The following is a 19,409-nucleotide window of genomic DNA, read 5'->3' on the forward strand; positions in this document are numbered from 1 at the left end:
GGGAATGGATTCGGTATTTGACTCGAGTTGTGCACAGAAATCGAACCTGATGGGGGATACAGTAGTAGAGGCTTTCGTTGAGGCCTTATTCTACATCTTCTCCAACAAACCTCGAAGAAAAAGGATGAGGAATCGATTGAAACGAGCGGATCCAGGAATTTAAAATCGAAACTTAGGATAGGTAGAAGTCTATAGAAGCCTCAAAAGAGCCTTTCGAATCGGTTTAGAGAAGAATTTTTTGATCAAAGGAAAAAAGCGGCTTTGATCGCAGTTCGAATGTTTTCCATATTCGGCTTTTTCTTATTCTCCGTTAGACAACGATCCATATATTCCTGCACGTATGCTTCACCGAATTTTTTGATCGCTTGGCTCGCGGCCTTTAATAGGAGGAGAGTTTTTTCGCAGTCCATCGAATCGTTAAGAAGCCCTTTTTCCACTGCGTCGAGTTGTCCTTTGATCCTGTGGATTCGATTGATCAGAAGTTTGGTGTCGTTTTGATTCGTCATAGCCAAATACCATACGGGGTATATAGGGCGTCAATTGAAATTCTCCACCTTAGTAGTCTTCTGACCCGCCGCGCGCGGCTTATAAGAAACGGATTACAAGAAAGGAACGTTCAAAAGAATTAAAAATGGAGATGAGGAAGAATTCGAAATTCTTAAAATCCCCGAGTTTCTATTTCAAAGAGATTTGGAGGAGGGAGAATGGAAAATCGCATCTACGAGTACGGGAAGGTCGTCTAACGCCGAAATTTTTCCGGTAAGTTTCCATGTATGAAGAACGCCTTCGTAACAGGCGAAGACCCTTCTTGCGAGAAGTTTCGGATCGGTATTCATCGAGATCAAACCTTTCTTTTGCCATTCTCCCAAATAAGAAGTTAGGATTTCGATCGTTTTTAGGGACACTCTTTTTGCCTCTTCCGAAATGGAGTGGGACGTGGAGGCAATCTGTGCAACTGTGTTCGCCATTGGACAACCGGCGAAGCTACTGTTTCGTGTTTGTCTTCTTAAGATTTGAGTCCAAGCGCGAATGAATTCTTGAGGATCGGAGGATCTTGATTTTAATTTTTCCAAAAGGACAAGTTGTTCTTCTCCATAGAATTCGATGTAGGCGCGACCTAAATCGTCTTTGGATGGGAAGTGATCGTAGAAACTCGCCTTTGCCGTTTTCGATTCTTGGATGATTTGATTGATTCCGGTATTTCCATAACCTTGTGATTGAAAGAGTCGAACTGCGGTCTCTAAAATTCTTGATTTTGGGCCGGATTCTCTACTTGACATTCTTCATTCCCTTTGTTGAAATAGTAGACAGACTTGTCTGTTCCGCTCTTCTTTCTTTCATTGAATCGGAGGAATTCGGATAAGGCAAGTCCAATTTGGAGTTTTTATGTCATCAAATGAAACCAGAGAAACCGATTTTTTAAACGTCGCCGGGGTGGCAAAGAGCGTGGAAGAGGCCGTACTCACTCGACATAGCATTCGAGATTACGAATCAAAACCGATCGAAGAGGGTATCTTGCAAGACTTGTTTCAGAAATCGCTCCGAGCGCCGAGCTGGAAGAATAGTCAACCTTGGAAGGTTCATGTCGTAAGCGGAGCGAGAAGAGAAACGATGGCGAAGCTTCTCGTCGAAAGGGCAAAGAAGGGAGAACCGGTTCCCGATACGATCTGGCCGGCTTCTTTTCCGGCGAATGCAAAGAAAAGAATGTTCGATCTTGGAATGAAGATCTATGGAGTCGCCGGAATCGAGCGAAAGGATAAGGATGCGAGGGATCATTTTATGCTTCGGAATTTCGAATTCTTCGGAGCGCCGACTGCGGTGTTTATCACAACCGAGTTTGATTTGAATTTTTATATCGCGCTTGATATCGGATGTTATCTCAATACCTTGATGTTGCTCGCGCGAGGTTACGGCTTAGGGTCCGTTCCGCAGGCGGCATTATCCGCGTTTCCGGAAGTGGTGAGATCGGAGTTGAATCTTTCCGAATCGGAGAAAGTTGTTTGCGGTTTGAGTCTCGGTTATCCAAAGGCTGATTCCAATCTCAATCGATTCCATACTCCCAGAGAAGCTTCGGGAGAACTCCTCAAGTTTTACTGAAGGAACGTTTTTCTCTTTGGTAAGAATGAGTGGTCCGGAAAGTAAAAAAGTAAATTATAATAAACTAAATAACTAATTTATCTTGTTGGGGCAAGGGAAAGAAATTTTTGCGAAGTTCTTCGAGTGAGCCAATTCGGGGAGTTTTTGTAGGAGTTCCGACCAAGCTTAGGAACCGTTTTAGCTTGCAAAAAGAAGAATTTTCTGATAGTGGAATGTCAGCCGGAGATTTTCCCGCCACCTTCCTCCTCCACCCAAAACTCAGCGCGGCACTCTCTACGGATCGCGCCGCAGGGTGGGGTGCGCGACTTCGACGGGGATGTCGGAGTTCCGACGGAGGAATCTTAGGATTTCGATCTTCTTTTTTTGGTCGATCGTTTCTCGATGTGGAACTCGTCGCTGTGATTCCGATTCCTCCGAAAACTCTTATTTCTCGGAGGAAATTTTGCAAGTTTGAAGCAAGAATGTTTTTGAACCGGAGAATTTGAATTTTTCGATCCGCTTGCTCAATGAAGAAGCGTGATAGAACGACCGATGTATCCGACTACGGTTAGAAGGACCAGAAAAACTCCGAACGAGAGGAGCGCTATGCTCAGTCCCGTCGGGGTGTCCCAGCTATACCACTTTCCGAGCGAAAGCTTGACGGAATCTTCGATTTCTTTGCTTTGTAAATTCATGAGAAAGCTCCTTATGTCTTTTATTTCTTTTTCTAAATCGTAAGAACGATTAAGTATCTTAATCAATCTAACTAAATATGTCAACTGATAATCTGCAAAATTCTTCTCGCGAGGAGCTCCTACAGAAACTTTCACTGGTTTGCCATCATTCTAGCAATGCGACCGTTCTCTATCATCAGGCCGCCGCCGAAAAATTCGGGCTCAATGCGACGGATATGAAAACACTCCCTCTCCTGGAAGGTGGTCCGATCACTGCCGGTAAGATAGCGGAATCCCTCGGTTTGACGACCGGAGCCGTTACGTCGGTTATCGATCGTTTGGAGAAGGCGGGAATCGTTCGTCGAAGTGCTGATCCGAACGATCGAAGAAAGGTAGTTGTTGATTTGATACCGGAGGCGATCGAAGACGCGGGAAAGATTTATTCCCCGATGGGGAACGCGATGATGAATCTTTTTCAAAACTACAAAGAAGAAGAATTGAAATTGCTCATTCGTTTTCAAGAAGAGGCAACCAAAATACTCATTCAAGAAGCGACTCATCTTCGTAATTCTTCCCAATCCAAGGAAGAATGATCGTTCCATTCCTTTCTCCCGGTTCGCGAGCGAAAGAACTTTGAGTCTTTTTTACGTTTTTCGGAAGGACGGTTCCGGAATTCCATTTAAGAATTTTAGAATCGCGTTCGTAAAATTCATAGGGTTTCGCGAGAGAAGTTTTTTTGTCTGGACGAATCCTTTCATTCGGATCATTTCAATGAAAATTTATTTCCTCTTTTCAAGGTGAATTTTGATCCGAGGTTTTAGGAGAATTTCATGTCCGAAATTTTAATCATCTTCACGCTTCTGATTCTCTCTCCTTTAGAACTCAAGTTGATCAGTGAAAGAATCAACGCTCGAACGGGAGTTTCCTACGGTAAATCCGAGTTTCTTTTTGAAAATACGAAGGGAGGTTTTTCTTTGATTGAAAACAAAATGTCGGAGTTAAAAGGAAACGAACCTTCCAGGGATTGTATCATCAATCTTTCCAAAGAGGAGGGTGGATTTTACGGAAAACCCGTTCCGAATTCTCCTAAGAATTTGGGTGAAACCGAAGGTCTGACTCATGGAGCGTTAGCCGATCTCTGTAAAAAGGCGTCTCTAAAAAATAAATAATTCTCAATCTTAAAAAACGGGATCAAAAAAATTTCTTTTCCGGGTTGGAAAGGATAAGATGGTCTTAAGCAAATCGATATTTATTTTTACGATTCTCATTCTTTCCGAATCGGAACTCAAGTTGATCGGAGAACAGATCGAAGCGAATCGAATCAATTCTCGGATGGAAGAAAGATTCGAATACACATTCGAAAATTCAAAGGAAGGCGCGGACGCGCTTTCTAAAAAAATGAAAGATCTCAGAGGGACGCTTCCGGCGTACGAATGTCTTATCAATCTTTCTCGAAGCGATGAAGGTCATTACGACAAATGGGTTCGCGATTCTCCCGGAAATTTAGAACACTTTGGAAATCTAAATCACTCCCAACTCGCCGATCTTTGTAAAAAAGCTCACGGACACAATTGAGTTAAAACAAAAAAAATAAACAACCCATTCTTCATCCTCGATTTTAAAACGAAGTCGGGAAGATCGAGAGAAAGGAGCTAAGAAGAATAAAACGGAACCGTTAAGAAAATCCATCGCTTTTGAATTGCCTTTCTGAGAGAAAAATAATAAAGAATAAAAGAGAAGGTAATTAATTCATTGCTTGGAATTTCGGTGATCCTCTATCTCGTCGCAACGATTTTGATCGGAGCGATCGCGTCTCGTTTTGTAAGCGATTCAAAAGACTATGTTCTCGCAGGAAGAAGACTTCCCCTTTTTTTAGCTTCTTCCGCTTTGTTTGCGACTTGGTTCGGTTCGGAGACCTTGCTTGGCGCTTCTTCAAGATTTATAGACGAAGGAGTTTTAGGAGTCATCGAAGATCCGTTCGGCGCGGCCCTCTGTCTTTTTTTGGTAGGACTTTTTTTCGCCAGACCTCTCTATCGGATGAACATTCTTACCTTCGGCGATTTTTATAAGAATCGTTTTGGAAGGAGGGCAGAAGTCGTTTCGAGCATTTTTATGATTCCTTCCTATTTCGGTTGGATCGCCGCTCAGTTCGTCGCGTTGGGAATCATTCTTCACTCCTTGACTGATCTTCCGGTTTCCACGGGAATTTTTCTAGGAGCGGGCGTGGTTTTGGTCTACACGACGATCGGAGGGATGTGGGCGATTTCGCTTACGGACTTTCTGCAGACGATTCTAATTGTATTAGGACTTGCTTATTTAGTCTGGGATCTGAGCGAGAAAGCGGGAGGGATCGGAGTCGTTTTAGGTTCCACGAAACCAGGGTTCTTTCGATTTGTTCCAGAGATGGATGCGAAAAGTATTTTAATTTATATCGCCGCTTGGATGACGATCGGGCTGGGATCGATTCCTCAACAAGATATCTTTCAGAGAGTGATGGCTTCGAAATCGGAAAAGGTTGCGGTTTATTCTTCCCTTTTGGCTTCCTTTTTCTATCTGAGCGTCGCCTTACTTCCGTTACTCGCTGTTCTATGTGCGAGAAAAGTTTATCCGGAGATCGGCGCCGCGGACGCTCAGATGATTCTTCCAAAAACGGTTCTGACTCATACGGGATTGTTTACGCAAATTCTCTTTTTCGGCGCGCTTCTCTCCGCGGTGATGAGCACGGCGAGCGGTGCGATTCTGGCTCCGGCTTCCGTTTTGGGTGAGAACGTTGTTCGTCCCTTCTTAAAAAATCCTTCCGAAAAATATCTTTTAAGAATATTAAGAATTTCTGTTGTTGTGATCACCTTGGTTTCTTTGTCGATGGCGGTTACAAAGAGTAATATCTACGAACTCGTTTCCCAAGCATCAGCGTTAAGTTTGGTTTCCCTTTTTGTCCCCTTAGTCGCCGGACTTTTTTGGAAACGTTCCACGGGAACGGGAGCAGTCGCTTCGATGATCTGCGGGTTTATCGTATGGCTTTTTTGGAATCTCGGTTCTTTTGAAATTCCTGCGTCGATTCCTGGACTGATCGCAAGCTGGTTTGCCCTTCTTGCAGGAGATTTTTTAGAAAGAAGGGGTCTTGGCTTTTCAGTCCAGGGAAGCTTAGAGAAAGAATCGAAAGGGGAAATGTAGGAGCTACTCTACGGAATTCTCTGAAGGTCGGAACCCTTTTTCAAATCGAGACGATTTCCCAAAAAAAGTTTTGTAGGAGTTCCTACAGAATGTTTCGAAAAATCTTCCTTGAAAAGAAACCCAATCTGTGATAAGGGAAATCTTCCGGAGTTTTTCCCGCCGCCTCTCCACCTCCACCCAAGATCAGGGTGGGGCGTGCCTTTCACAAAAAAGCCGTCGGAACAACGAGAAGATTCTCACTCGAAAGGAGGGTCGAACAAAAAGAAAAAGTGGCTTCTCTTGGGTTCCATTCTTCTTTTTATCCTTCGTTGAGGATCGCAGGTTTAGAAAGAAGGAAAGAAAAAAATTCTCCAATAATTTCTTTTCGCGTAGGAGTTCCCCGTCAAACTATGGTCAAAATGTATTTTCGGAGAATTCAATGCCACCCGTTTTAGACGATTCCATTGCGTTTGCGAGAAGACAGGAATCCCAGACAAAACTGGGAGAAGCCTTTCAAGGTCTCTGGATGGAAAACGAAATCAGTTTTGCGATTGCCGGGGGTGGATGTAAGGCGTTTTACGGATTGGGTTTTGGACATGAATTAAAATCCTGGGGATTAAAATTCAGAGAAGTCTCCGGAGTTTCTGCAGGGGCGGCGATGGTTCTCTGTTTGATCTGCGACGGAGAAGAAGAATGTGTGGCCTTTTTCGAAAACATCGTAAGAAAAAATCCTCAGAACTTTTATCTAAGCCGTCTCTTTAAAGGCGAACGGGCATTTCCTCACGAAGAAATGTATCGAAAGACGATCCGTTTTGGAATGGATTTCGAAAAAATCATAAAATCCGGGACGAAAGTTTTCATTCATACGTTACGCGCCATTCCTAAGACGGATTCTTTCAAAAATAAATTCCGCCTCGCGAGACTGATCGCGGAAACGGCGAAAGCATTTTTAGAAGACGAGAGAGATCGCGCGCGGGGACTCAACACGGAAAGGATGCAGAGGGTTCTTAGAAACTGGAATATGAAAGAAGTCTTATTTACGGAAAAAGATTTCAACGATCCCGAAACCGTCGAACAGATCATTCTTAATTCTTCTTCGGTTCCTCCCGTGGTTTCCGTTCAGAGTCACGGAAAAGAATATTACTTCGACGGAGGTCTCACGAACAATCTCCTTTTAGAGACGTTTCCACCCGACAGTAAGACGATCGGAATCTACTACGAACCGACGACGATCGTGGGAAAAGACCCGAAACTTTTGGAGAGATGTTTTTTACAAACACCTTCCGAACCTCTGCCGATCACTTCCTTCGACTATACGGATCCGATCGGTGTCCGAGGAGCGTACGAGCTGGGAAAACAGGACGCCCGTCTCCAGAAAGAAAGAATTTTCGAATATCTCAAGAGAGACTGGGCCAAAGCCGTTTCCTCGCTCAAATCAAAAACAAATTCTTAGTCCCCAAAAAGAGGATTCCTTTGAAAAAATGGATTCCCCTTAGGCCCCTTTCCCCTTTCTAAAACTCTCGTTCTTTTGTTCTTCCCTCCAAGAGAAGAAACCAAAAAAACAACTTCCAAAAAAAGTGAAGAATCCATTCTTCAAAAACGCTCTTCCGCAAAGGAGGACGATTTCTACGTTAGGCGACTTCGAAAGAATGTGAAGAAACATCTCTTCTTTCCCGAAAAGAAAGGCATTTTTTGGAGGAATCTGCGTAAAGAAGAAAAACAAAATTACAAAATAATGAAGTTGTGAAAAAAGAAAATCAAAGATCGCAGAATGTGTCAGAATCTCCTTGACCGTATACTACCTCGTTCTATTTTTTTCAAACATTTGTGACTTATGGGGCGAAGCTACGCATTTTGGAATTCTTCCCTTTCCATTTTTAACTATACAAATATTTAGTAGTCTTCAATCCTTCCCTCATGCATTTCTTTTTAGAAAAGAAGGGAAGGTTTCTTTTAGTTCGATTCCCCTACGATTCCAAAGCGTATGAGTTCGTGAGGAGGCTCCCCAAGGCAAAATGGGATCCTTTAAAGAAGCATTGGGTTCTTCCCTTTTCGGAAGCGACCTTAGAGGTTTTCCAGAGGTTAGATTCTTCCCAAGTCGTTCTCAGGGGAGAATTGGAACTTAGAGGTTGGATCACGTCTTTGCGGATGAAGAACGCATCGCGGAGGACGATTCGATCTTATTATTCGAATGTTCTCTCTCTTTTGAAATGGTCAGGAAAGAATCCGAAGGAAATCGAAAAGAAGGACGTCCTGAAGTTTTTGGAAGTCTCTTTTTTGGAAAAACGTTTGAGCGCCACAAGCATTTCTTTAAGAATCCAGGCTCTGAATTCTTACTTCGGAATTTTCTTGGGGAAACCTTGGTTTAAGAATCTTCCGAGGCCGAAGAGAGAACAAAAACTTCCGAATATTCTTTCTCCTTTAGAAGTTTCTAATATTCTTTCCGCGCTCCCGAATCCAAAACACAGACTTCTTCTTTCTTTTTGCTACGCGAGCGGTCTGAGAGTGAGCGAACTCGTGAAACTGAAACCGGAAGACATAGACGAAACGAGGAATAGTTTGAAGATTCGCGAGGGAAAAGGAAAGAAGGACCGTTTTACGATGCTCTCTCAGGCTTGCGCCTCTCTCTGGAGAGAATTTCGAAAAGCAAATCCTTACGAAGAATGGGTGTTTCCAGGACAAGATCCTTCCAAGCCGATCCATATCCGGACCGCGGAAAAGATCTTCGAGATGGCGAAAAAGAAGGCGGAAATCAAGAAGTCGGTGAGCATCCATAGCCTTCGACATGCCTTCGCAACCCATCTCCTGGAGGCAGGTACAAACATCAAACACATCCAATTTCTCTTGGGCCACAAGAGCGTTCGAACAACAGAGATCTATACTCAGGTCAGCCAAGTCCGTCTTACCGAAGTGGCAAGTCCCCTCGATCTCCTAAACCTCAAAAAGAATTAGGCGTTTATACGCCCGTCGCCTATCCTGGGGTTTTCGGCGTTTATACGAAATTCGCCAGTGCAATTTCTATTTTACACTCAGATAGTTTGAGTTATGCGAAATGCCTGCAAAACTTGATTTTAGAATTAAGTTTTGAGAGATAAAGAAATCGGAGAGAATGATAAAAAAGGCTGGCAAAATACGAAAGTATATCGTATCATAGATCGTATGAAAGTTACAGCGATTTTGCCCGATGATTTGATAGCTGAAATTCAGAAATATTCTGGCGGGAAGAATATTACAGATTCGCTACAAAAGGCACTTTCTGAATGGTTAAAGCAGGCAAAAATTAAGAAGTTAAATCAGAAATTAGATAAATCACCATTAGCTTTTCAGAAAGGATTTAGCAGTGAAAATATACGAAATCTAAATCGAGATAGATAATGGTATTAGTTGATACTTCAATCTGGATCGAGTTTTTCAAAAGAAATGAACCATATTTTAGCGAACTAAGAGATTTAATAGAATCTTCTGAAGTTATTGTCCATGAAGTAATCTTTGGAGAACTTCTGCAAGGTTGTAAAAGTAAATCAGAGATTTCATTTATATTAGACTATTGGGAAAATTTAAATACTTTAACATCAGAGAATAGTTTTCTTGAAGCAGGTAAACTATCCTACGAACAGAAGTTAAAGGATAAAGGCGTTGGTCTAATTGATTCAGTAATAATTAATGAAGCAACGAAAAGAAACCTGAAACTTTGGACCTTGGATAAGAAAATATTAAAAGTTTTAAATCCTGAAAAGATTTATCAGTCGAAACAATAGCAGGCACTTCGCATAACTTCGGCTTCTCACTGCGTTCGCGACTCACGGTTCCCGCTCGCGCTCACTCCGGCCTTCGGCACATTCGCTTTGACGTTCGGCTTGTAATCGCTCACTAAGGTTCGCTCAAGCCTCCGTCAATCCCTTCGCGACAAGCGCTTCGGGAACGCGAACGTCGAGAAGCCTCTTTCGTTAGCCGCCATTTGCCCGGGGATGACGGTAAAAGGCGCGGGGACGAAGCGGGGCAAGGGGAAATTCCGGATTTGTTCTTCTCTACTATACTCACTTGATTCTAATCCGGAAATTAAGAAAGAAGTGTTAGGGTTTTTCTGTGTTGGTCTTTCCTTCCAGGAAAAACTTTAAAGTTCAAAAGTTACTATTTCTGTAATCAATGTTTCTTGAGCCCCCAGCAGTCCCCGCGATGCAATTTGATATTGATTGGGCAAACAGCGGCTAACTAAAGCTTGCCGCTTCGTTCGCCACTCACGGTTCCCGTTCGGGACTCACTTCGGTCTTCGACACATCGCTTCGCGAACTTGGCTAATTAGAAATAGAAGAGATTTTCAGAAATAGAAGTTCGCGACCCTGTCGCGCAGAAGCGCTCGGGGACGCGACGTCGGCAAGCTTCTGTCGTTAGCCGCCATTTGCCCGGGAGATGACGGAAAAAGGCGCGGGGACGAAGCGGGGCAAGGGGAAATTCCGGATTTGTTCTTCTCTACTAGACTAATTTGATTCTAATCCAGAAATTAAGAAAGAAGTGTTATTGCTTTTCTGTATTGGTCTTTCCTTCCAGGAAAAACTTTAAAGTTTAAAAGTTACTATTTCTGTAATCAATGTTTCTTGGGCCCCCAGCAGTCCCCGCGATGCAATTTGATATTGATTGGGCAAACAGCGGCTAACTAAAGCTTGCCGCTTCGTTCGCCACTCACGGTTCCCGTTCGGGACTCACTTCGGTCTTCGACACATCGCTTCGCGAACTTGGCTAAGTAGTAATAGAAAGGATCTTCAGAAATAGAAGTTCGCGACCCTTTCGCGCAAAGGCGCTCCGGGGACGCGACGTCGGCAAGCTTCTGTCGTTAGGCGAACATTTTTGCCAAGGCTTCTCCGATTACTTTCGCCGCGTCCATGCGGCGATTTAAACCGAGATTTTGTAAGGATTTAGAGATTGACAATACCCTATTAAATAGGGTTAATTGATTTATTGAAGAGAATATTCATTCACCTTCCAGATTTCGATCTATTTTGGAAGAAAGCCGGACTTGAAGATAAAGAGTTAAAGGAACTTCAAGAGTTTCTTTTAGAAAATCCAAAATACGGTCCAGTAATTAAAGGTTCTAACGGAATCAGAAAGATACGATGGAAAAAGAAAGGAATCGGTAAGAGTGGTGGAATTCGAGTCTTTTATTTAGATATTGAAGAATTCTCAGTATTATTCTTAATAACACTTCTTGAAAAGAACGATAAAGAAAATCTTTCAAAGAAAGAACTTACGATCTTAGCGGATTTAGTAACTTCTCTAAAAGAATTAATTCAATCGAAGAGAGAACGACATGAAAAAAGAAAGTAGCAAACTATTTAATAGTCTTTCTAAAGGACTTAATGAAGCAATTGAATACACAAAAGGCAAAAAAGTTCCTGGTGTAAAAGAGCAGATTATTGAGATTCTGAAATTACCAACATTTAAAGGTAAAGAAATTAGAAATATCAGGACCAATTTACATCTTACTCAAAATACTTTCGCTCAAGCATTAGGTGTCTCTGCTAAAACAATTGAAGCTTGGGAATCGGGAAAAAACATTCCGCAAGGTCCAGCTCAGAGAATGTTGTTCATTCTTAAAAACAATTCTAAAGCATTAAATATTTTAGGAATTAAAAACTAAAAACGCCATCCTTGGCGTAATTTGTTTGTGCTTCGGCAAAAACATCGCCTAACTTCGGCTTCTCGCTTCGTTCGTCACTCGCGGTCCCGCTCGGACTCACTACGGGCTAAAGCCACATTGCTTTGTCACTTCGGTTCGCGAGACGCGCCTAAGGGCGCTCGAACCTCGTTCCAACCGCGTCGCGCACAAGCGCTTGCGGACGCAACGTCGAGAAGCCTCTGTCGTTAGACGAAATTCTGCAAAATTTCTTTTCAAGGTAACTTATGCAATGTCCTCACTGTTTACATCAAACAACGCCAGAAATAAACGAAGAACGTATTGATACAGATATCAAAGGAGATTGGATTTTTCAGAGCTTTGTTTGCCCAAACGAAGAATGCAAAAAGATCGTCATTTATATATTATGTGGTAAAATTTACGGACATTCTGGCGGCTGGTCTATAAAGGAAGTAAAGTTTAAAGAATTAATTTATCCTCGAACCGTTTCAAGGAATTATTTACCTTCTGAATTAATTCCGTTAAGCCTTTTGAATGACTATCAAGAAGCTTGCAATGTTTTAAATGTTAGTCCCAAAGCGAGCGCCGCACTTAGCAGACGTTGCTTGCAAAATCTACTTCACAACTATGCGCAAATAAAAGGAAAATCATTGGATGATGAGATTAGCAAAATTATTTCATCAGGAAGCTTGCCAACGTATATCGCAAATAGTATTGATGCAATTCGAAACATTGGAAATTATGCAGCTCATCCGAAGAAGAGTATTAGCAGCGGTGAAATTGTTGATGTGGAAATCGGCGAGGCAGAATGGAGTATTGAAGTATTAGAAACGTTATTTGACTTTTATTTTATTCAACCTTCTAAATTGGCTACTAAAAGAACAGAATTAAATAAGAAACTTTCTGATATGGGAAAGCCGGAGATGAAATAAGAGCAGAACTTCGCCTAACTGCGGCTTCTCACTGCGTTCGCGACTCACGGTTCCCGCTCGCGCTCACTCCGGCCTTCGGCACATTGCTTTGTCACTTCGGTTCGCGGGACGCGACTAAGGTCGCTCGAACCTCGTGCCAACTCCATCGCGCACAAGCGCTCGGAGACGCAACGTCGAGAAGCCTCTTTCGTTAGCCGCCATTTGCCCGGGGATGACGGTAAAAGGCGCGGGGACGAAGCGGGGCAAGGGGAAATTCCGGATTTGTTCTTCTCTACTATACTCACTTGATTCTAATCCGGAAATTAAGAAAGAAGTGTTAGGGTTTTTCTGTGTTGGTCTTTCCTTCCAGGAAAAACTTTAAAGTTCAAAAGTTACTATTTCCGTAATCAATGTTTCTTGAGCCCCCAGCAGTCCCCGCGATGCAATTTGATATTGATTGGGCAAACAGCGGCTAACTAAAGCTTGCCGCTTCGTTCGCCACTCACGGAATCCGTTCGGGACTCACTTCGGTCTTCGACACATCGCTTCGCGAACTTAACTAAGTAGTAAAAGAAGAGATTTGCAGAAGTAGAAGTTCGCGACCCTGTCGCGCAGAAGCGCTCGGGGACGCGACGTCGGCAAGCTTCTGTCGTTAGACGACAGTTTTTAAATGTCCTTTTGTAAGGAATGTCTTTAGATCCAAGCCCAAGTCGATGATTTTGGCTTTTATTTATGTCGAAAGGAGAGCCTCTTTTTGATTGACAAATTTTAATGTAATTACATAGTAATTACTATGAAAGCTTCAGTTGTAAAAATTGGAAATTCGAAAGGTATTCGGATTCCTAAGGCAGTTTTAGAAGAATGTCATATTGAAGAAGAAGTAGATTTACTAATCGATAATAATAAACTAATTATTGTACCTCTAAAATCGAAACCGAGAGAAGGTTGGGAAAAACAATTCAAGACAATGTCATCTAATAAAGATGATAAATTACTCATTCCTGATTCAATAGATCTATCAGACAAGGATTGGGAGTGGTGATTTCTCAATACGAAGTATATTTAATAAATTTGGATCCAACGGTCGGACACGAGATAAAGAAATCAAGACCTTGTGTAATAGTTTCGCCTAATGAAATGAACAAGGCTATTGGCACAATAATTATTGCACCAATGACTACTAAATCACGATCTTATCCAACAAGAGTTGAACTGACATTTCAAGGAAAGAAAGGTTGGGTGGTGCTAGATCAAATTCGAACTGTAGATAAAACGCGTCTGGTAAAAAAGTTAGGAAAAATAGATCCCAAAACAGTTAATAAAATGAAACTGATTATAAAGGAAATGTTAGTTGATTAGCATTCCAATCAACTTGATAAAAACCGTCGTCTAACTTCGGCTTCTCGCGGCGCTTCGGGATTGCTATCGCAACCCTCGCTTGGCCTTCGGCACATTTGCTTTGTCACTCGGCTTGTGATCGTTCGCTAAGGCTCACTCAAGCCTCGCGCCAATTCTTCCACGCGTTTAGCGCGCTCCAGAAACGCAATCGTCGAGAAGCCTCTTTCGTTATGCGCCATATTTCAATAAAGTCTCTTATTAATAAATAATTTAAGGTAATTAAGTAAATGTCTACAAAAACTATTGTTCTGTTTAACCATAAAGGTGGCGTTAGTAAGACAACTTCAACTTACAACATTGCATGGAAATTAACGGATCTAAATAAAAAGGTCTTGCTCGTTGACGGAGATCCACAATGTAATTTATCTAGCCTTATCATTGGAGATAATTTCGAAGAGTTTTATGAAGACGAGCGAACAAAATTCAATAATATTAAAGATGCGGTGAAGGTTGCATTTGAAGGGAAGCCGAAGCCTATCTCCTCTATAGATTGTGTAACTCCTCCGGCCAATTCAAATCTTTTTTTAATTCCAGGACATCCTAATTTATCCGAATACGATCCGTCGCTTAGCCTGGCGATGAATAGCAATAATGCGATAACAACCTTGCAGAATTTGCCAGGTGCTTTCGAAGAACTAATCAAATTAACCTGCGCGAAGTACAATGTTGACTATGTATTCATTGATATGAATCCCGGTCTAAGCTCATTAAATCAAGCCTTCGTAATGTCTGCCGATGGTTTTATTATTCCAACAAATCCTGATCCGTTTTCGATCATGGCGATACGAACCTTAAAATCTATATTGCCTAGATGGAAGCAATGGGCTAAAAATTCGAGTCAACTTTTCAAAGATGCATCTTATCCTATCCCGGAAAAGGAAATCAAATATATAGGGCATCTCATCCAAAGATTTTCGCTTCGAAAAGGAAAAGCTGCTCGTCCATATCAAGACAGAATTTCTGAAATTAATAAAACCATTGAAGAGGAATTAGTTCCAGAGCTTAGAAATCATAATATGTTGGTAGATGATGATAAGCTACAATCTAATGACATCCATAATCATTGCTTAGCAGAAATTTCTGAATTTGGCGCATTGTTACAGAAATCACATGAACATTCAATACCAGTCTTCAGTCTTAGTGACGCGCAACTTTCGAGTACTGGGCCAATATTGGAACAATTAATTGCTAGTAGAGAAAGATTTAATAATATATTTCTAAAAATAGCTAATACGATTATTAGTTGTGTGTAATGAAAACTGCTTTTTTAAATTTTGAAAAAAATTTATCTAATACAAAGAATATTACTTCACTATATAGTTATATTCATTCAATAGTTAAGCCTCCAATGGATTATTCAGATTTGTTGCGATGGCAATGGGTTCAAAGCCTATCTTCCTTAGATAAATTAGTTCATGACTTAATTCTAAGAGGAATGTTAGAAATATATCAAAGTCGAAGAACAGCAACTCAAAAGTTCAATAAATTTAATATCCCTCTTGAAATCTCAAACGAAATTAAGCGTAACCCATTGATCGAGACAGATTTGATAGAAAAACAAATAATTATAACAAATGGTTTTAAGTCGTTCCAAGAGCCTGAGAATATTGCAGACGGTCTTTCCTATATTTGGTCTGAGAATCATAAATGGGATAAAATTAGTTTAGAAATGTCTGAAACAACACATCACGTTAAGACTTTTTTAAAGAATGTGGCTATCAGAAGAAATCAAATTGTGCATGAAGGTGATTATCCTTATAATTCCTACCAGAGACAATCTGTCCTTGAGGAAGATATAAACGATATTTTGAGTTTTATTTCAAAATTAGGAAGAGCAATTTACGATCTTGTAAAATAGAAATACGGCGCATAACTTCGTCTTCTCGCTTCGTTCGCCACTCGCGGTTCCCGCTCGGACTCACTGCGGGCTTCGCCACATTGCTTTGTCACTTCGGTTCGCGAGACGCGACTAAGGTCGCTCGAACCTCGTGCCAACCGCGTCGCGCATAGGCGCTTGCGGACGCAACGTCGAGAAGTCTCTTTCGTTAGACGGCATGGATGAAAAATGAAATATCAAGATTTATTAGAGAAACTTGATTCACAAGAATTAGTAGTATTACTAGGTGCAGGCGCTTCTATCAAAGCCGGCATGCCAGGAACAAAACGCTTGACGACTGATTTGTATGAATCAATTAAGCAAAAATCCTCATTAAAGAAGGCAGCGGAAATGTATGCATTTGTCGTTACTGGCATTATGCATCAAAAATCAATTAGAGGAGAAGGTATTTTAGAAATTCCAAATATTGAGGAAGTTGTTAGTGCAATTAAGTTGATTTATGAAAGAGAAGATCTAGAAGCTCGGCCTTTTATTTCGTCGTGGAATAATTATATTGAGAAATTGGATCGTGGAAACAAAATAGAATCAATTGACATTGAAAAGATCCTATTGCTACCTATACAAAATGTATTTAATACTGTCCACGATGCTTTTTCTGAGGTAATTAAAAGTGTAAATAACATAAATTATCTTAAAGGACCTGATTACGAAAAAAGAGATCTTGATGAACTTTTTGGAAGAGCAAGTTCAGATTTGAAATATATAATTGAAGATATTAGTAATTTTATCAGAAAAAAAGTGGAAAATTGGAATGAGCCAGAGGAAAAATTTGCTGAGTTATACCACTTACTGCATTTAAAGTTAATAGAAATTTTGAATATCAAAGATGTAAATAAAGTCCAATATTTATCGCCTCTTATAGAGAATAGAATAAAAAAGCATATTTTTACTTTAAATTATGATAATACAATTGAAGAGGTTGCGAAAACTTTACCAAAGGATTATTGTCTGGATGATGGTTTCGAAATAATTGACGGCTATGAAACCTTTACTTCTGTTTATAATAACGAATCAATAAATAAATTTTATAAATTACATGGATCGATAAACTACTTCTGGCAAAAACTAGAAAATCGAACTATAAAAATTAATGATGCAAAAAGTAACTTTGGTATTCCAAGTTTAATTTTTGGACAAAGAGAAAAGTTAAATCCCGATAGTTTGTTTTTAGATCTATTATTCAAATTTAGTGAAATACTGGAGCGATCAAAAAATTTAATAGTGATTGGATACGGATTTCAGGATAAACATATAAATAGATATATTAGAAAATTTTCCTTCAGGACAGAGAATGTCTTATATCTTATATGTGGAGAAAGTAAAAACTATCAAACTGTAATAGCTCGAAATAGGTGCCAAATTTACAACTTGAATATGTTAGTAGAAGATTTTCTATAAATCCACGCCGTCTAACTACGGCTTCTCACTGCGTTCGCGACTCACGGTTCCCGCTCGCGCTCACTCCGGGCTCCGCCACATTGCTTTGTCACTTCGGTTCGCAAGACGTTCGCTAAGGCTCACTCGAACCTCGTGCCAACTCCATCGCGCACAGGCGCTCGGAGACGCAACGTCGAGAAGCCTCTTTCGTTAGGCGTAATTGCGGCAAAATAAAAATGAAAAAAATAATTTATTCTCTTTTTAAAATACAAGATAAGCGGGAGCATCTTGAAGAGTTTCAATCCGGTGTATTGTATATGAATACACTGCGCGTATATAGCAGCTACGAGAATGTTGACGGAGAATTCAGAGGTGACTCTTATGAAGGGATTGAAAGTCATCTTCAACCAGATAAAATTTCGATAACTATAGGAGATTTTCAAGTCGACTCGGCAGATATAGCTGCCCCAGTTATCGTATCGAAAAATTCATTACTAGATCATCATGCTTTTTGTATGTATTCTTTAAATAGCGGTGATTGGAAGGAAGTCTCTGAAAATCAAATCTCCGAATTTGAACAATCGCTAAAGCTTGATATAAAAAACTACGGCTTAGGAAAATACATGCTTATTGTCGCGAACGTTCAGGAATTTTTAAAGAGAGTTCAAACAGCGATTAAGAGCAACAATCTTCAAGGAAGTTTAGGCTTAGTCGAATACTTTGATGAAAAAGATTTTCATGGAACCTTTAATAAAGAAAGACTTGGATTTCATAAGAGGAGTATTTTTAAACATCAGAACGAATATCGAATTTTGATTAACTTCGAGAATGGTAACTTAGGGGCTGAAAAATTTAATATAGGTAACATTGCGGATATTTCAAGAATTATTAAAACCGAAGAGTTTAATGATTCTCTAAAAATTAAATTTCATTAAAGCCACAACTACGCCTAACTTCGGCTTCTCGCTTCGTTCGTCACTCGCGGTTCCCGCTCGGACTCACTACGGGCTAAAGCCACATTGCTTTGTCACTTTGGTTCGCGAGCCGGCGCTAAGGCGCCTCGAACCTCGTGCCAACTCCGTCGCGCACAAGCGCTCGGAGACGCAACGTCGAGAAGCCTCTTTCGTTATGCGCAAAAAACGCAAAACAGCTTTGGAAAATATCAATGAACTTTGAAAGAAATGTAACTAGAGGCAATATTGAGAATATTCTCTTGAACTATAAAAATTCGATAAAAGAGATCGGGGCTTCAATTGGACAAAAGAAGGGATTAGAGCTACTTACATTGTTGAAAAGGGAAATTATTAATGTTGAGCCCTATCCAACTGTAACATTATTTGAGGCGGCTAATAGGATAATGACAGATCTTGTTATTTTAGAAGGAATTAAATGGATATTCGACAATAATATATTTCCATTTGAAATTTATACAATTGAATATGGAAACGAAAATGAAAATAGTCATGATATAACAGCGAATAACAGTACTAAAAATCTGATTGGCGAAGCTTTCAATGTGGCTCCTTCTTTTTTTCAAGGTAAAAAAAGCTCTGCTGTGGATAAGTTAAAAAATTCGACTTTAAAAAGTGATTATAAGCTTTTGCTTATCAATTCTGATGCAGTGACTTCTGCTTATCAGCCTAAATTGAACGAAGGAATATTTCATGTTTTCATCAATATTAACTCAGGAATTGGGAAAAGCTTTCCAATATCAGAGCGACAAGTTAATCTGAAGGATTAAGTATGTATTACATTAAAGCAGTGGAAGAAATGCTCATCGGCGCCTCCAAAAGTGGGAGTGCATTGGAACACGAATTATACTCTATTGTCAAAGAAGTCAGAACAAAAAGGATCATGTGAACGAAAATTTGTAATTATGAATAATGCCTATTTTAGATTCTTTAAAAACTTTTCCGATGATTGGGAAAATGAGTTAAAAAAATTCACGGACTATTTTGAACTTAAATTGAAAATTTCAAAGGATGGGAATTTAATCGAATTCCACAGATAAAATATAGGCTTTTCGTTTAATGCGTTTTCAGCGCATAACTTCGGCTTCTCGCGGCGCTTCGAGATTGCTTCGCAACTCTCGCTTGGCCTTCGGCACATTTGCTTTTTAATTCGGTTTGCAAGACGTTCGCTAAGGCTCACTCAAACCGAATTAAAATCCTTTCGCGCGTTTATCGCGCTCCAGGAACGCAAACGTCGAGAAGCCTCTTTCGTTAGGCGAAAGCTCCAAATAATAAGGAAAACTATGTCAATACCCGATTATCAAACGATTATGCTTCCAT

General features: G+C 40.6%; 22 protein-coding genes. 19 read left to right on the forward strand and 3 right to left on the reverse strand.

Translation table 11 applies throughout. The annotated features are described in order from the left end of the window. Positions 1–242: 242 nt before the first annotated feature. Together DLM75_RS16470 and DLM75_RS16475 are read right to left on the reverse strand one after the other, a co-directional pair. Positions 243–506, reverse strand: a complete 264-nt coding sequence (locus tag DLM75_RS16470; RefSeq protein WP_118969574.1) for a metal-sensitive transcriptional regulator — start codon at positions 504–506, stop codon at positions 243–245. Between the two features lie 174 nt (positions 507–680). Further along, on the reverse strand, positions 681–1,280 hold the full coding sequence (locus tag DLM75_RS16475; protein ID WP_118969575.1) for a TetR/AcrR family transcriptional regulator: 600 nt from the start codon (positions 1,278–1,280) through the stop codon (positions 681–683). Between the two features lie 106 nt (positions 1,281–1,386). Here DLM75_RS16475 and DLM75_RS16480 point away from each other — a divergent pair, with 106 nt between their 5' ends. Further along, positions 1,387–2,097, forward strand: coding sequence for a nitroreductase (locus DLM75_RS16480; protein WP_118969576.1), 711 nt, complete (start codon positions 1,387–1,389; stop codon positions 2,095–2,097). A 503-nt stretch (positions 2,098–2,600) separates the two neighbouring features. Here DLM75_RS16480 and DLM75_RS24290 read toward each other — a convergent pair. After that, the gene (locus DLM75_RS24290) at positions 2,601–2,771 is read right to left on the reverse strand and encodes a hypothetical protein (protein ID WP_158586484.1); all 171 of its coding nucleotides are present in this window, start codon (positions 2,769–2,771) and stop codon (positions 2,601–2,603) included. A gap of 77 nt (positions 2,772–2,848) precedes the next feature. Here DLM75_RS24290 and DLM75_RS16495 point away from each other — a divergent pair, with 77 nt between their 5' ends. The 18 genes from DLM75_RS16495 to DLM75_RS16600 all read left to right on the forward strand — a co-directional run bounded on the left by DLM75_RS16495 (position 2,849) and on the right by DLM75_RS16600 (position 18,859). After that, on the forward strand, positions 2,849–3,343 hold the full coding sequence (locus DLM75_RS16495) for a MarR family winged helix-turn-helix transcriptional regulator (protein ID WP_118969579.1): 495 nt from the start codon (positions 2,849–2,851) through the stop codon (positions 3,341–3,343). 237 nt (positions 3,344–3,580) lie between these two features. After that, positions 3,581–3,919, forward strand: coding sequence for a hypothetical protein (locus DLM75_RS16500; RefSeq protein ID WP_118969580.1), 339 nt, complete (start codon positions 3,581–3,583; stop codon positions 3,917–3,919). A gap of 58 nt (positions 3,920–3,977) precedes the next feature. Further along, positions 3,978–4,325 carry a hypothetical protein gene (locus DLM75_RS16505; protein ID WP_118969581.1) on the forward strand — a complete coding sequence of 116 codons (348 nt, stop codon included), beginning with the start codon at positions 3,978–3,980 and terminating at the stop codon, positions 4,323–4,325. 177 nt (positions 4,326–4,502) lie between these two features. Continuing rightward, positions 4,503–5,924 carry a high affinity choline transporter 1 gene (locus tag DLM75_RS16510; RefSeq protein ID WP_118969582.1) on the forward strand — a complete coding sequence of 474 codons (1,422 nt, stop codon included), beginning with the start codon at positions 4,503–4,505 and terminating at the stop codon, positions 5,922–5,924. A gap of 418 nt (positions 5,925–6,342) precedes the next feature. Continuing rightward, entirely contained in the window at positions 6,343–7,356 is a 1,014-nt protein-coding gene (locus DLM75_RS16525; protein WP_118969585.1) for a patatin-like phospholipase family protein, read from the forward strand. 464 nt (positions 7,357–7,820) lie between these two features. Then, a complete protein-coding gene (locus tag DLM75_RS16530) occupies positions 7,821–8,855 on the forward strand; it encodes a tyrosine-type recombinase/integrase (protein ID WP_118969586.1) in 1,035 nt (344 codons plus the stop codon). Between the two features lie 207 nt (positions 8,856–9,062). Further along, positions 9,063–9,278: a DUF2191 domain-containing protein gene (locus DLM75_RS16535; protein ID WP_118969643.1), complete on the forward strand. Its 216-nt coding sequence runs from the start codon at positions 9,063–9,065 to the stop codon at positions 9,276–9,278. Next, entirely contained in the window at positions 9,278–9,661 is a 384-nt protein-coding gene (locus DLM75_RS16540; RefSeq protein ID WP_118969587.1) for a PIN domain-containing protein, read from the forward strand. Before DLM75_RS16535 ends, DLM75_RS16540 begins: the two co-directional genes overlap by 1 nt. A gap of 1,198 nt (positions 9,662–10,859) precedes the next feature. After that, a complete protein-coding gene (locus DLM75_RS16545) occupies positions 10,860–11,225 on the forward strand; it encodes a type II toxin-antitoxin system RelE/ParE family toxin (RefSeq protein ID WP_118969588.1) in 366 nt (121 codons plus the stop codon). Next, positions 11,209–11,538: a helix-turn-helix domain-containing protein gene (locus tag DLM75_RS16550; RefSeq protein ID WP_118969589.1), complete on the forward strand. Its 330-nt coding sequence runs from the start codon at positions 11,209–11,211 to the stop codon at positions 11,536–11,538. The genes DLM75_RS16545 and DLM75_RS16550 overlap by 17 nt, the downstream gene beginning before the upstream one ends. A gap of 263 nt (positions 11,539–11,801) precedes the next feature. Next, positions 11,802–12,467, forward strand: a complete 666-nt coding sequence (locus DLM75_RS16560) for a DUF4145 domain-containing protein (protein ID WP_118969591.1) — start codon at positions 11,802–11,804, stop codon at positions 12,465–12,467. 772 nt (positions 12,468–13,239) lie between these two features. Then, on the forward strand, positions 13,240–13,488 hold the full coding sequence (locus DLM75_RS16570) for an AbrB/MazE/SpoVT family DNA-binding domain-containing protein (RefSeq protein ID WP_118969592.1): 249 nt from the start codon (positions 13,240–13,242) through the stop codon (positions 13,486–13,488). Beyond that, positions 13,482–13,805, forward strand: a complete 324-nt coding sequence (locus DLM75_RS16575; RefSeq protein WP_118969593.1) for a type II toxin-antitoxin system PemK/MazF family toxin — start codon at positions 13,482–13,484, stop codon at positions 13,803–13,805. Before DLM75_RS16570 ends, DLM75_RS16575 begins: the two co-directional genes overlap by 7 nt. 266 nt (positions 13,806–14,071) lie before the next feature. After that, entirely contained in the window at positions 14,072–15,097 is a 1,026-nt protein-coding gene (locus DLM75_RS16580; protein WP_118969594.1) for a ParA family protein, read from the forward strand. Continuing rightward, a complete protein-coding gene (locus tag DLM75_RS16585) occupies positions 15,097–15,702 on the forward strand; it encodes a HEPN domain-containing protein (RefSeq protein ID WP_118969595.1) in 606 nt (201 codons plus the stop codon). Before DLM75_RS16580 ends, DLM75_RS16585 begins: the two co-directional genes overlap by 1 nt. 207 nt (positions 15,703–15,909) lie before the next feature. Beyond that, positions 15,910–17,139 carry an SIR2 family protein gene (locus DLM75_RS16590; protein WP_118969596.1) on the forward strand — a complete coding sequence of 410 codons (1,230 nt, stop codon included), beginning with the start codon at positions 15,910–15,912 and terminating at the stop codon, positions 17,137–17,139. Positions 17,140–17,354: 215 nt separating this feature from the next. Continuing rightward, a complete protein-coding gene (locus DLM75_RS16595; protein WP_118969597.1) occupies positions 17,355–18,053 on the forward strand; it encodes a hypothetical protein in 699 nt (232 codons plus the stop codon). 230 nt (positions 18,054–18,283) lie between these two features. Then, positions 18,284–18,859: a hypothetical protein gene (locus tag DLM75_RS16600; protein WP_118969598.1), complete on the forward strand. Its 576-nt coding sequence runs from the start codon at positions 18,284–18,286 to the stop codon at positions 18,857–18,859. Positions 18,860–19,409 lie beyond the last annotated feature (550 nt).

The sequence above is a fragment of the Leptospira stimsonii genome (assembly GCF_003545885.1).
Lineage (GTDB): Bacteria > Spirochaetota > Leptospiria > Leptospirales > Leptospiraceae > Leptospira > Leptospira stimsonii.

What these genes read in the sequence shown, in the direction of transcription:
- DLM75_RS16585 (WP_118969595.1), top strand. Translation starts at nt 15,097, where the DNA reads ATGAAAACTGCTTTTTTAAATTTTGAAAAAAATTTATCTAATACAAAG.
- DLM75_RS16475 (WP_118969575.1), bottom strand. Translation starts at nt 1,280, where the DNA reads ATGTCAAGTAGAGAATCCGGCCCAAAATCAAGAATTTTAGAGACCGCA.
- DLM75_RS16535 (WP_118969643.1), top strand. Translation starts at nt 9,063, where the DNA reads ATGAAAGTTACAGCGATTTTGCCCGATGATTTGATAGCTGAAATTCAG.
- DLM75_RS16495 (WP_118969579.1), top strand. Translation starts at nt 2,849, where the DNA reads ATGTCAACTGATAATCTGCAAAATTCTTCTCGCGAGGAGCTCCTACAG.
- DLM75_RS16570 (WP_118969592.1), top strand. Translation starts at nt 13,240, where the DNA reads ATGAAAGCTTCAGTTGTAAAAATTGGAAATTCGAAAGGTATTCGGATT.
- DLM75_RS16550 (WP_118969589.1), top strand. Translation starts at nt 11,209, where the DNA reads ATGAAAAAAGAAAGTAGCAAACTATTTAATAGTCTTTCTAAAGGACTT.
- DLM75_RS16580 (WP_118969594.1), top strand. Translation starts at nt 14,072, where the DNA reads ATGTCTACAAAAACTATTGTTCTGTTTAACCATAAAGGTGGCGTTAGT.
- DLM75_RS16540 (WP_118969587.1), top strand. Translation starts at nt 9,278, where the DNA reads ATGGTATTAGTTGATACTTCAATCTGGATCGAGTTTTTCAAAAGAAAT.
- DLM75_RS16500 (WP_118969580.1), top strand. Translation starts at nt 3,581, where the DNA reads ATGTCCGAAATTTTAATCATCTTCACGCTTCTGATTCTCTCTCCTTTA.
- DLM75_RS16590 (WP_118969596.1), top strand. Translation starts at nt 15,910, where the DNA reads ATGAAATATCAAGATTTATTAGAGAAACTTGATTCACAAGAATTAGTA.
- DLM75_RS16530 (WP_118969586.1), top strand. Translation starts at nt 7,821, where the DNA reads ATGCATTTCTTTTTAGAAAAGAAGGGAAGGTTTCTTTTAGTTCGATTC.
- DLM75_RS16470 (WP_118969574.1), bottom strand. Translation starts at nt 506, where the DNA reads ATGACGAATCAAAACGACACCAAACTTCTGATCAATCGAATCCACAGG.
- DLM75_RS16480 (WP_118969576.1), top strand. Translation starts at nt 1,387, where the DNA reads ATGTCATCAAATGAAACCAGAGAAACCGATTTTTTAAACGTCGCCGGG.
- DLM75_RS16505 (WP_118969581.1), top strand. Translation starts at nt 3,978, where the DNA reads ATGGTCTTAAGCAAATCGATATTTATTTTTACGATTCTCATTCTTTCC.
- DLM75_RS24290 (WP_158586484.1), bottom strand. Translation starts at nt 2,771, where the DNA reads ATGAATTTACAAAGCAAAGAAATCGAAGATTCCGTCAAGCTTTCGCTC.
- DLM75_RS16560 (WP_118969591.1), top strand. Translation starts at nt 11,802, where the DNA reads ATGCAATGTCCTCACTGTTTACATCAAACAACGCCAGAAATAAACGAA.
- DLM75_RS16525 (WP_118969585.1), top strand. Translation starts at nt 6,343, where the DNA reads ATGCCACCCGTTTTAGACGATTCCATTGCGTTTGCGAGAAGACAGGAA.
- DLM75_RS16595 (WP_118969597.1), top strand. Translation starts at nt 17,355, where the DNA reads ATGAAAAAAATAATTTATTCTCTTTTTAAAATACAAGATAAGCGGGAG.
- DLM75_RS16600 (WP_118969598.1), top strand. Translation starts at nt 18,284, where the DNA reads ATGAACTTTGAAAGAAATGTAACTAGAGGCAATATTGAGAATATTCTC.